The 12,387-nt window shown below is 46.9% G+C and carries 9 protein-coding genes; 3 read left to right on the forward strand and 6 right to left on the reverse strand.

Annotation, left to right across the window (positions count from 1 at the left end):
• Window positions 1-3: 3 nt before the first annotated feature.
• The 3 genes from QUA27_RS05580 to QUA27_RS05590 all read right to left on the reverse strand — a co-directional run bounded on the left by QUA27_RS05580 (window position 4) and on the right by QUA27_RS05590 (window position 1,824).
• Window positions 4-888 carry an aspartoacylase gene (locus tag QUA27_RS05580; protein WP_333066864.1) on the reverse strand — a complete coding sequence of 295 codons (885 nt, stop codon included), beginning with the start codon at window positions 886-888 and terminating at the stop codon, window positions 4-6.
• 250 nt (window positions 889-1,138) lie between these two features.
• Window positions 1,139-1,558: a type II toxin-antitoxin system VapC family toxin gene (locus QUA27_RS05585; RefSeq protein WP_333066866.1), complete on the reverse strand. Its 420-nt coding sequence runs from the start codon at window positions 1,556-1,558 to the stop codon at window positions 1,139-1,141.
• The gene (locus QUA27_RS05590) at window positions 1,555-1,824 is read right to left on the reverse strand and encodes a type II toxin-antitoxin system VapB family antitoxin (protein WP_333066867.1); all 270 of its coding nucleotides are present in this window, start codon (window positions 1,822-1,824) and stop codon (window positions 1,555-1,557) included. Before QUA27_RS05590 ends, QUA27_RS05585 begins: the two co-directional genes overlap by 4 nt.
• Before the next feature lie 194 nt (window positions 1,825-2,018).
• On the opposite strand from QUA27_RS05590, the gene QUA27_RS05595 reads away from it, so the two are divergent.
• Both QUA27_RS05595 and QUA27_RS05600 read left to right on the forward strand, forming a co-directional pair.
• On the forward strand, window positions 2,019-5,000 hold the full coding sequence (locus QUA27_RS05595; RefSeq protein WP_333066868.1) for a leucine-rich repeat domain-containing protein: 2,982 nt from the start codon (window positions 2,019-2,021) through the stop codon (window positions 4,998-5,000).
• 66 nt (window positions 5,001-5,066) lie between these two features.
• Window positions 5,067-5,579, forward strand: a complete 513-nt coding sequence (locus tag QUA27_RS05600; RefSeq protein WP_333066869.1) for a dihydrofolate reductase family protein — start codon at window positions 5,067-5,069, stop codon at window positions 5,577-5,579.
• A gap of 462 nt (window positions 5,580-6,041) precedes the next feature.
• Here QUA27_RS05600 and ileS read toward each other — a convergent pair whose 3' ends face one another.
• From ileS to QUA27_RS05615, 3 genes are all read right to left on the reverse strand, one after another.
• Entirely contained in the window at window positions 6,042-9,635 is a 3,594-nt protein-coding gene (gene ileS, locus QUA27_RS05605) for an isoleucine--tRNA ligase (RefSeq protein WP_333066870.1), read from the reverse strand.
• A 264-nt stretch (window positions 9,636-9,899) separates the two neighbouring features.
• The gene (locus QUA27_RS05610; RefSeq protein ID WP_333066881.1) at window positions 9,900-10,118 is read right to left on the reverse strand and encodes a hypothetical protein; all 219 of its coding nucleotides are present in this window, start codon (window positions 10,116-10,118) and stop codon (window positions 9,900-9,902) included.
• Entirely contained in the window at window positions 10,084-10,494 is a 411-nt protein-coding gene (locus QUA27_RS05615) for an Npun_F0494 family protein (protein WP_333066872.1), read from the reverse strand. Before QUA27_RS05615 ends, QUA27_RS05610 begins: the two co-directional genes overlap by 35 nt.
• A 130-nt stretch (window positions 10,495-10,624) precedes the next feature.
• Between QUA27_RS05615 and QUA27_RS05620 the strand changes: the two genes are divergently transcribed.
• Window positions 10,625-12,190 carry a tetratricopeptide repeat protein gene (locus QUA27_RS05620; protein ID WP_333066873.1) on the forward strand — a complete coding sequence of 522 codons (1,566 nt, stop codon included), beginning with the start codon at window positions 10,625-10,627 and terminating at the stop codon, window positions 12,188-12,190.
• The last annotated feature ends 197 nt before the right edge of the window (window positions 12,191-12,387 follow it).

Here is a 12,387-nt window from a genome sequence, read left to right on the forward strand (position 1 = left end):
TGACTAATAACTAACAACTATTTGCTTTTGGGTAAAACACATGGCAATTCCTTTTTCGTAGTAAGCAGCCTCGTTAATGAAAATGGGATAAACGGTTGATTTACCTTCATAAAATACCGACTCACCATCTAAGGTCAAAAACATCGGATCGCCGGGATTTAGGGCTTGATAATCTCTGAATTGCAGATGAGGATGAATCATTGCCTGAATTTCTCGGTTCTCGTTTCTGGGATAGTCGATCGCCCCAATGGTGTGATAAATAGTCAGGGGATACTTTGCAGCAGGCAGGGTGCCTTGATTGTAGGCTTCTACGCAGTCTAAAATTCGGCAGACAAGTTGCTCGGTTTGCTGAAATAAAGACGCCTCCAAGACGCCTTGCGGCACTGCACCAACTTCCAGCGTACCGCCTAATTCGGAAAGAGATCGCAGCAAAGGACTATCATGATTCTTGGTTGTAGAAGCGAGTACCTTGAGGTGGGGATACACAGAGCTTAAATAAGCTGCTAGTTGCAGGTTAAATGGATGATGGCTGGCGAGAATAAATGTTAGCCCCATGTTGGATGTGGTGCTGTGCAAATCTATAATTAAGTTGGGCAGATGAGTGTTTTTTGAGCTAAAAATGCGGTAGATTTCTTTCGCCCGCTGCGCTTCATAGCTGGAGAGATGGGGATTTTCTAAATCTTGCTTTCTAAAGCAGCGGTTGAGGTCAATATCGATGTAGCGTGTCCCGATTTCGCAAGCTTTGGGATTGGCTAGCAGGGTGATAGTTTCAAAAGTCGATCGCCCAATTAACTCTGGCGCGCGATCGAATTTCTTCACGAGGTAAATTCCTGTGAGTTCGTTTCCGTGGGTTCCTCCCACTATGGCAACACGTTTAATTTGGTTCATAAACAAATAACTTCCTATCCCCAGCTTATCACCCTTTGTCATCCGTTGGTAAAAAACATGAGATTGGGGTTTATTAAGTGTTTATATTTAGATTAGCTAAAGTTTAAGTAAGTAGGTATCATACGCAGAACTGAGAAACCAGGTTTCTCTGGGTATTTATCGTCACTAAACAAAAAAACTACGATCGCCACCGCGAAGAAATCGATCGCATTATAGTTTCTCATCAAACGGATGATTAAATGGATTAAGTTTAAGAAAACCAGTTTTCGATTGCCAAGTCTTGAAAGTTTGCATAATCAGCAACATTTCGTGTCACCAGAATCAGATTATTGACTTTAGCGATCGCTGCAATTTGCCCATCAGCATAAGACGGTGTAAGCCCGATCGGGATTAGTCTTGCTCGTTCTTTAGCGAACCACTCAGCCGCTTCTTGGGTGTAGGGCAAAATCGGTAATTTTACTTTCACTTCTTCCTGAAGATAAGCTTCGATCGCACTGCGACGCTTAGAATCTGGCATTCGATAACAGCCCAGCAGAACTTCATGCCAAACGATCGAGGCGATCGCCACTGTGGATTTTGCCTCAATTAGTTTAGTCATCACATTCGCATTCGGAACAGGACGAACAGGTTCGGAGATAATGTTGGTATCGAGTAAATAACGCAGCGTCATTCAAAGATGACCTCGCGTCCTGCAAAAGTTCGATCGCGAACCTCTCCCCAAATTTCATCAGGATTTAAACCCAGTTCGTGCAGTTGATATTTTTCACGAAATGCAGTGAGAGATTCTCCAAAGCTAAGTTCGAGATTCTGTGGCTGTTTGCGGCGTTGAATGTATTCGCGCAAGGCGATTTCAACTAGACTCTCGAACTCAATTTCTCCCTCCAGTTCGATCGCCTCTTGCAGCAGTGCCGTATCCACATTCAGGCTCGTCACCATTGGCTTTCCTCTTGTAACCGTTATTTTATTATAGTTGTGATGTCTCGCTCAGAGACCGGGTTTTTGCCCAGAAGACGCATGACAGTGTAGAAACCTAAAAAAACGCGGTTTCTTTGATTGTGACGCGCGGGAAACTCCCCACTAACCAAAAATTCCTGTCACAATAAAATGAACCCTACGGAGAGACAAAGGGCATGACGCTAGAGGAAGCAGTACGGCGAATTGAGCAAGCAGCCGAGGAAAAATTGACCGAACTGGATTTGGCGGGGCTGGAATTGGAGGAATTGCCGCCGGAGATTGGCAAGTGCACGCAGCTTGAGACGTTGGTCTTGGGGAAGTTCGATTGGGAGAAAGAAGAATGGATTGGGAATCAGCTAACTGAGTTTCCTGATGTTGTTCTTCAATTAACTAACTTAAAAATACTTAACTTATCTAACAATCAGATTACCCAAATCCCAGAGGAGATCGGGCAACTGTCCAATCTGACACAGCTTGACTTCCGTAGCAATCAGATTACCTCCATCCCAGATGCGATCTGGCAACTGTCTCATCTGACAAAGCTTGACCTCGGTTTCAATCAGATTACCTCCATCCCAGAGGCGATCGCTCAACTGTCTCATCTGACAATACTTGACCTCAGTAGCAATCGGATTACCTTCATCCCAGAGGCGATCGGCCAACTATCGAATCTAACAGGGCTTGCTCTCTATAATAATCAGATTACCTTCATCCCAGAGGCAATCTGCCAATTGTCGAATCTGACATTGCTGGGTCTCAGTAGCAATCAGATTACCTTCATCCCAGAGGCGATCTGCCAATTGTCGAATCTGACACGGCTTTTCCTTGATGACAATCAAATTACCTTCATCCCAGAGGCGCTCTGCCAATTGTCGAATTTGACAATACTTGCTCTCCATAACAATCAGATTACCTTCATCCCAGAGGCGCTCTGCCAATTGTCGAATCTGACAAAGCTTGTTCTCCTTAACAACCAGATTACCTCTATCCCACAGGCGATCTGCCAACTGTCGAATTTGACACTACTTCGTCTCAATAACAATCAGATTGAAGAGATTCCTGAATGCTTGGAAACACTGCCAAAACTTGAAATACTCGATCTCCGTGACAATCCCCTGCCCATTTCTCCAGAAGTTCTCGGTGACACAGAAGATCCCGGTACTCCCGCGGCCATCTTCAACTACCTGCGCCAACTCCGCAGCGGCGAAGTCCGCCCCCTCAACGAAGCCAAAGTCCTCCTCGTCGGGCAAAGCAGCGTCGGCAAAACCTCCCTGATCAACCGCCTCATCGACAACAAATACAACCCCAACGAGCCCCAAACCGACGGACTCAACATCACAGACTGGAAAATTACAGTCAACACCAAACCCGTCAAACTCAACGTCTGGGACTTCGGCGGACAAGAAATCTACCACGCCACCCACCAATTTTTCCTTACCAAACGCAGCCTCTACCTGCTGGTGTGCAACTGCCGCACCAGCGAAGACCAAAACCGCCTCGAATACTGGCTGAAACTGATCGAAAGCTTCGGCGACGCCTCCCCCGTCATCCTCGTCGGCAACAAGTGCGACGAACAACCCCTGGATCTCAACCACAAAGCCTTGCGCGACAAATATCCCAACATCAAAGCGATTCTCGAAACCTCCTGCCAAAGCGGAACCGGCATCGACGAACTCCGCAGCGCTATCCACACGGAAATCTCCGAACTCAAAGAAGTCTACGATCCTTTGCCGTTAAGCTGGTTCCAAGTCAAGCAGCGCCTGGAAAACCTCGACAAAGACATCATCAGCATCAGCGAATACGCTACCATCTGCACCAAAGAAAACATCCTGGCAGAAACCGACCAAACCCAACTAATGGACCTGCTGCACAACCTGGGCATTGTCCTCAACTTCCGCGAACACCCGATCCTGCAATCCACCAACATCCTCAATCCCCACTGGGTGACAGAAGGCATCTATGCCCTCCTCAGCGACGAGGTACTCAAAGTCAAAACCAAAGGCATTCTCACCTACGCCGACCTCAGCCGCATCCTCGACTCAAATAAATATCCCAGCCACCGCTACCACTGCCTCACCGGGTTGATGGAGGAATTTGAACTCTGCTTCCCCGTCAGCCATTGTCCCGCGCCGACTTTCCTCATCCCCGGCATCTTGCCCAAAGAACAACCGGAAAACACCGAACTCGAAGGCGAAACCCTGGAATTTCAATACCACTACGGCATCTTTCCCGACAGCATCCTCTCGCGCTTCATCGTCCTCATGCACGAGAAAATCCACAACTGCACCCACTGGCGCACGGGGATTATGCTGGAGTACACCGAAGGCGCACAGGTGTACAACATCGCCCGGATCAAATCTGACCCGGAAGATAAGAAAATCTTTATTGCCGTTAGCGGGCGGGAATCGACGCGGCGTTCTTTCCTCAGCATGATTCGCGATACGTTTACCAAAATCCACAAATCTTTTGGCAATCTGGAAATCAGTCAATGGGTTCCGGTTCCCGGTTATCCCGATGCCGAGCCGCTGGATTATGATGAATTGCTAGGGCTGGAGGATATGGGCGAGAATACAGTGCGTGTCGGCAAACTTAAACTCAAACTCGATTTGCGGCAGTTGCTGGATGGCTATGAGTCGATCGAACTTCGGCGCAGAAACCAAATGGGCGATGAAAAATACGGAAGAGAATATGACGACCTTGTAGATATCGCTAAACGACTCGCTAGCAAACCTACTAATATTACAGCCGAAGCAAAAGTTATGACTGAAAACTCTTCAAAAACCAACAACTTCAATGGCCCCATGTCCGGTGTTATAGGCAGCGACAACGCGCAAGTTAGCAATAATGAATTCAAGCAAATCAATAATGCCAATACTGCGGAAATTCTCCAATTAATCTCATCAATGCGTGAAACCGCGACGCAGTTTCCCGAAGACATCCGCGAGGGGATAATTATTGATATTGAAGATGTCGAATCTGAAATTAAGAAACCGGAAAACCAATGGAATAAAACTCGATTAAAAAAAAGGTTAACAGCTCTTGTAGCGGCGGGTACTGCGATCGCAATTCCGATCGCAGGCATGACTGATTTTGTTAATACGGCGATCGATGTCGGTCAAAAAGTGGGTATCGAACTCAAGTTACCGTCAGGACGCTAAATCATTTAAAATTAAGGTGACTGGGGCGATGATCGCCCCAATAGCCCCAAAAACCTCGGTGTTGCCATGCGAAAAATTGTACTATACATTGCATCTAGTTTGGACGGTTATATCGCGCGATCGAATGGCGATATTGACTGGCTGTTTACAGACCAAAATTACGGCTACACTAAATTCTTAGATAGCATCGATACGGTTCTCATGGGTCGAAAGACTTACGAACAAGTGCTAACTTTTGGCGAGTATCCGTACCAGGAAAAAAAGAGTTATGTTTTTACGAAAAATCTAGATTTTAAAGCCACTTCTGATGTCGAAGTGGTAACAAACTTAGAGATTTTTGTCAATGATTTGCGCTTGCTTGAGGGCAAAAATATTTGGTTGGTGGGAGGTTCTCTGCTGATTCGCGATTTCCTGAATCAAAACTTTGTCAACGAAGTGATTCTCTCGGTGCATCCGCTTATTTTGGGCGAGGGAATCCCTTTATTTGTTAATCCCATAAATACTACAGCTTTGCAGTTAACTGGATGTCAGACATACAGTTCGGGTATGGTTCAGCTATCTTACGATGTCGCGACTTGAGGGCGCACCCAATTGCTAAGTCGCTTGCAAAAATAGAGCCAGTTGGTTATCAAAAAAGGTAAGATAAAACTTAGTAATCTGGCTGATGATGAAATGTGTTTGCTGCTTGTTGTTATTGATATCTTTTTTCTGGGCGCTTCCTGCTGACGCCTCTGTATGCCGCAATTATCAAGGAAGTGAGATTTGCATTGTCGATATCAAACGCAGTGCAAAAAATTATTGGGAATACAGGGTAATTCTTAGTGTTGATGGAGTTAAACAGCCTCTGGAAGTCTACAATTGCCGCGATCACACTACAGTTAAGAAGGATGGAACTGTTTTGGCGTTTGGACAAAACAACCCTGGTGAATTCGTCTGCCGTTTTTTTAATCAGAAATAAGTAAATGAAGCTATTGTAAGGTGCGCTTCGGGCTGAATGTGGCTACCACAAACTCAAGAATTTTTCCCGAAGCGCAGCCTACGTTAGAATTTGTGGTCTACTGCTGAAACGCAGCGTTCGCAAATTAGCGGATGTTCGATCGACTCGCTGACGTGAGTCGAGTAATTCCAGCAGCGATCGCACTTTTCCCCGTCTGCTTTCACTACACCAATCGCCAACTCGGGAGACTGATAACTGTACGGCAATTCTTGCAGGATTGCATTCGATTCAACCAGTTCGACTTCCGAAGTAATGAACAAATACCGCAGTTCGTCTACACCCTTGCCGGTCATTGTAGAATCGTGCCCTGCAGCTATGGAAGCAGGAATTTCTGGTTTGGGTTCGATCGCCACTAATTCTGGTTCCGGGATTTGGGGTGTTTCTACAAGCGCCGTTTCTACTGGGGCTGTTGGTACGATCGCCGCCTGTGTTTCTTCTACAAGCACAAGCGCTGTCTCTAGTGGCGGTGCGAGTACGATCGCCTTTGTTTCTGCAAGCACAAGCCCGCTTGTCCGGCCCACCACATCTGCTGTCATAAAATCAATCTTTTGACCCAGTTGTTGACGGTTGGCGGCAAACAGCAAGTTACGGAAAGCAAACCAGATTGTAAATAAGATGCCGATGACTTCCAATAAGCCTCCCAACACCGGAATCTGATTAATCGTATCCAAAATAGCCAGTGTTACTCTGCCCGTTATCAACACAGAGGCTAACAGCCCAAGTGTTAGCCAAACTTGTTGGTATTCTGTAAAAAAGTTACCCGCGTATTCAGGCAAATTAGCCACAAACTCGGCGCTTCGATCTAAGATTTGCTGCAAATCTAAAGCCGAGGTTTCCGGGGCCGAATACTGTACTATCTGAGAAGAGCGATCGCCCTTTTCTATCGTTCCCGCCTCAACATAAATTTTGTTTTCTGTCAAGACTTTGGCAACTTTTGCCGCTTGTTCTTCCTGTTTATCTTGTGCTGCTTTTGCTTTCTCCTGGGCCGCTAACTCGATGACTGAATTTTGCGATCGCACATAATCCACCAATTCTTCACTGCTGGGATTCAAAGCTTGCAATTGCTCTCTTTTCTCAACATCGGGAACGTACAATAAAACCTTAGCTTCCAAAGAAGAACCGATCGCCTTTTCCATCCGGGCTTTTTCCAAAACCTTGTTAACTTCGCCGCGCACTTGTCGCAAATACTGCCAGCGAGTAGCTAATTCTGGATTGTGCCATGAAGCATCAATTTGCACCCAGCCCGCTTCAAACACGGACTTGTAGGGAGTCGGATAGGGAAGGTACTGCCAAATATCCTCGGCCATGTGACACAAAACAGGTGCGATCGCCCTTGCTAAATTCTCCACAGCAATTGCAATCACCGTCTGACAACTGCGGCGGCGAAGGGTATCTGTCGCACTGATGTAAAGTCTGTCTTTGGCAATATCCAAGTAAAAATTCGACAAATCCACCGTGCAGAAATTCTGCACAGTTTGGAAGAATCGGGAAAATTGGAAGCTTTCAAAAGCATCTTGGACTTCCGCAAAAACTTCGCCCATTCTGTGCAGCATATAGCGGTCGAGTTCCGGCAATTCCTCGTAAGCAACGGCATCTTTCGCCGGATCGAAGTCGTGCAAATTGCCCAGCAAAAACTTAGCTGTATTGCGAATTTTGCGGTAAACATCCGACTGCTGTTTGAGAATGTTTTTGCCCAAAGGCACGTCTGCCGAGTAGTCTACCGAAGACACCCACAACCGCAAAACATCGGCTCCATATTCCTTAATTACGGCTGCTGGATCGACGACATTTCCTTCAGATTTGCTCATCTTGCGGCCTTTTTCATCGAGCACAAAACCGTGAGTCAAAACTGTTTTGTAAGGAGCAACGCCGTTAGTTGCTACACTGGTCAGCAAGCTCGATTGAAACCAGCCGCGGTGTTGGTCTGAACCTTCCAAATAGATATCAGCAGGATAGTTTAATTCCGATCGACCTTTGGCAACTGCGGCCCAAGAAGAACCGGAGTCAAACCATACATCCATCGTGTCTGTACCTTTGCGGTAAGTGCGGCCGTTATTGCGGTAAGATTCTGGCAGCAATTCGGCGATCGACAATTCCCACCAAGCATCGGAACCCTTCTCGGCAAAGATGGCTTGCACGTGGGCGATTGTTTCTTCATTTAACAGCGGTTCGTTGGTTTCTTCGTCGTAGAATACGGGAATAGGAACGCCCCAAGTCCGCTGGCGAGAAATACACCAATCCGATCGATCGCCCACCATTGCAGTAATCCGATTTTCCCCCTGGGCGGGAATCCAATTCACATCGGCGATCGCTTTTAAGGCTTCATCTCGGAACCCTTCAACGGAGGCAAACCACTGTTCCGTCGCCCGAAAAATGGTCGGCTTTTTCGTGCGCCAATCGTAAGGATAAGAGTGAGCGTAACTTTCCTCTTTAATCAAACAATTTGCTTCCGCAAGGGCATCAATCACTGCGGCATTGCCATTTCCGAGGACATTTAAACCTGCAAACTGTCCGGCTTCGGCGGTGAAATTTCCGTTTTCATCTACGGGCGTTAAAACTGGCAAACCGCAGCGTTTTCCGACGATAAAGTCTTCTTGTCCGTGCCCCGGTGCGGTGTGCACCAATCCCGTCCCGGAATCAGCGGTAATGTAGTCGCCACCGGCAACAATTGGACTTTCGCGATCGAACAGCGGGTGTTTGTAGCTGCAACCTTCTAATTCTTTGCCTTTGAAGGTAGCAAGTATTTTTAATTCAGTGTTAAAAGTTGCCGACAGCCGATCGACCGCATCGACAGCTACTAACATAAATTGTTGTGCGATGTGGGAATTTGCCGGCGGTTCCACCACCGCATAAGTCAATTCGGGATTGACTGCGATCGCCAAGTTTGCCGGAATCGTCCAGGGGGTAGTCGTCCAAATCGCCGCCCAGAGGCTCGGCATATAGCGCTTGAGCTTCGTTTGCAAGGATTTTGACAATTTTTTCACATGAAAGCCCACGTAGATGCTGCGCGACGTGTGGCCTTCGGGGTATTCCAATTCCGCTTCGGCGAGGGCTGTTTTGGAACTCGGACTCCAGTGAACCGGTTTAAAGCCGCGGTAGATGTAGCCTTTGAGCACCATTTGACCGAAAACGCCGATTTGAGCGGCTTCGTATTCGGGCTTCAGGGTTAAATACGGGTGTTCCCAGTCGCCCCAAACGCCGTAGCGCTGGAAGGATTCGCGCTGCTGTTCCATTGTTTGCTGGGCGAAGGCGGCGGCTTTGCGGCGGAGTTCGATCGGGGTAAGATTTAGCCGCTCCTCCGATTTCATGTTCTGCAATACTTTAAGTTCGATCGGCAATCCATGGCAATCCCAACCGGGAACGTATCGGACTTTTTTGCCGCGCAGCATTTGGTAGCGGTTGATAAAGTCTTTGAGGATTTTGTTGAGGGCGTGGCCGATGTGGAGTTGTCCGTTGGCGTAGGGGGGCCCGTCGTGGAGGATGAACAAGTCGCCTGGGTTATTTTCCGAGAGGCGATCGTAGATTTCTTGATCGGTCCAAAATTGTTGCAATTCTGGTTCCCGTTTGACGGCGTTGGCGCGCATATCAAACTTGGTTTTGGGCAGGTTTACCGTGTCTTTGTAAGATTTAGCTTCCATTTTTGAGAAACGTTTTATGTAGTTAGTTGTTAGTAGTTAGCGGTTATTTGAGAGATGATATCAAGTCCGGTTAAATAATCATAATTAAGTTTCTACTGAGAACTTTTGTTTTCTCTCGTCCTTGAAGTGCTGACAACCAGAAATTCTAGTATAGGCGATCGACCGCACATTTGATCGGAGCAAATCCGTAGGGCGATCTCTCTTCTCCCTCCTCCCCGCCCTCTGCGCCCTCTGCGGTTAAATCATTCATAAACCGAGGTGGCGCTACTGAGTTAGCCAACTGAACATTTCACCGACGGTGAGATTAAAGGATTCGGCAAAGGTTGGAACGCGGATGCGATCGCCCGGTTCTTCAAAAACTGCTATGGTGCGATCGCGGTCTAACTCGTTTGACGGCGAGTCCGACAGGGATTTCAATCCCTGTCGGACTGTAACAAGCGAGAAAAGGTCATAGAAATAGTCCCAACCCGCGGCTAACGGCATTTCCCATGCGATCGCACAATGACGCGGCCGGCACTCCCTGTCCCTCCTGTTCCCATTTTTCCACGAGTTGGCGGCCCAGGGGCGTGAGGCGAAAACTGTCGGTAATCCCTTGTCCGTCTACTTCCCGCCGCAACACACCGACTTGGATCAGCCAGAGTAGGGAGTTTTCGGCTACGAGTTCGGATATGGGCGATCGGGTGTAGCCGCTTTCGACACCCGCGTTTGAGGCGATCGCAGTTAGGAAAACACTGTTATCGCGGATGGTCTGAAAGAAGTGTAATTGAAAAGGGCTGCACCGGACCGCGCGATCGGCTCTTTTTACGGTGCGATCGGGATAACTAATAGATTTAAACGCTTCGGATGGGATAAAAGTCATTGAGAGAATTTCTGAACAGCTACTATATTTTTAATTGTTACAGATTTATAGTCAAACTGGAGTTGTGAAAAGCATACCAATTTCAGAGGAAGTAGACTAGGCTTATCGAACTTAGAAATAAAGAAAGATTATGCCTTTACCAAAAGTTCCTAAAAAATTCTTGCCCAAGTTAACCTCAGTTTTCTTATTGTTATACGTGGCAGCGACACTGCCGTGGTTTACCAATCGCCTCACCTCCTTTGCTTATATTGTTCAAGCGATTGTGCAGCGTAGTCAAAATGCAGAAGATGAAGAGATCGCAGCTTACCGCCAAGCCATTAAAGTTGACCCTCAGTTTGCTTGGGCTTACAACTTACTCGGCAATGCGCTTTCTGACAAGTGGAAATTAAATGAAGCAATAGCAGCTTACCGCCAAGCCGTCCAAATAGATCCAAACGATACCAAAGCTTATAAAAGTCTGGGCCATCTGCTGTTTTTTTTCCAAGGCAAACCAGATGAAGCGATCGCAGCTTACCGCCAAGCCATCCAAATAAATCCCAATGATGCCGAAGCTTACAGCCGTTTAGGTTGGGCCCTACAGCAACAGGGGAGATTAGATGAGGCGATCGCAGCTTACCGCCAAGCGATCCAAATAGATCCCAATGATCCTGAAGATTACTACTATTTAGGTGCGATTTTTCAGAAACAGGGGAAACTGGAAGAGGCGATCGCCACCTCTCAAAAAGCGATTCAATTCCACCCTAAAAATGACAGTGCCTACAACAGCCTGGGCGTGTTCTTGAACGATCAGGGGAAACCAGATGAAGCGATCGCCACCTATCAAAAAGCGATTCAACTCAACCCTAAAAATACCCAAGCTCACATCAATTTAATTTTTACTTTACAGCAACAAGGCAAGTTCGAGCGAGTAATTGAAGCCTGTAAGAGGGCAATTGCATTAGATCCCAACTCTCTGACTGTTAAATTATTTCTCAAAGAGACGGAACGGCTCTTTGCTCTGCAGAAAAATCCGCAGTTGTTGGCTATTCCAGAGCGATTTCCCAGTTTAAAAGATGAACCTTTTGTTTCATTAAAGCGGTCGGTTGTCCGAGTTATTGTTAAAAGTTCTTCCGAGTTAAATTATGGTACTGGCTGGGTGGTAAAACGGCAGGGAAACAAAGGTTGGGTTGTTACCAATCGCCATGTGTCAACGGCTGGCAAAAATACACCCCAGGGCGCTCAAAAAATTGAAGTTGAATTTTACAGTAAACCGCTCTCAGGCGAATTCCGCAAGCGGAAACCCGCTAAGAGTGTTAAAATTACTGCTGCCTCTGACAACCTAGATTTAGCTTTACTAGAAGTCACCGACATTCCGAAAGATATTCAGCCTTTGCCCAGCTCCTCGACCTCTGTTGCCCTCAACGCACCTATCCGCATTATTGGATATCCCTACACCACCGAGGATTCGACAGTTGCAACAGGAGAAGTCATCACCAAGACTGACCGAGAGTTAGAAATGTCTGCAATTATAGCTCGCGGTAATTCTGGTAGTCCCGTATTAGACCAGCAAAATCGCGTTGTTGGCGTTGTGTGGAAAGGTAGTTACACCATCAGTCGAACACAGAATCAAGAGCTGGTTATATCTGGTACTGGTACTGCTGCTGCTTTGCCGATCCAATCAGTTACACAACAACTGAAAGATTGGGGTATTGATTAGGCAATTGCTGTAATGCTTTAGGTTTTAAAAATGGAAGGTTTTTAGGCATAAACTTTCCTGGCTTCATAAGTGTCTGAGGCTTCGGCATCTTCTAAACAGGACTTACGCAATTGGCACAAGGTGAAGAGGATTTCTTCCACCATCTTGCATTAGACAAGTAACATCGGAACGTCCGGACGTTTCAGTTGTTCAATTAA

The sequence above is a fragment of the Microcoleus harperi Pol14_C6 genome, from assembly GCF_036701295.1.
Taxonomy (GTDB): Bacteria; Cyanobacteriota; Cyanobacteriia; order Cyanobacteriales; family Microcoleaceae; genus Microcoleus.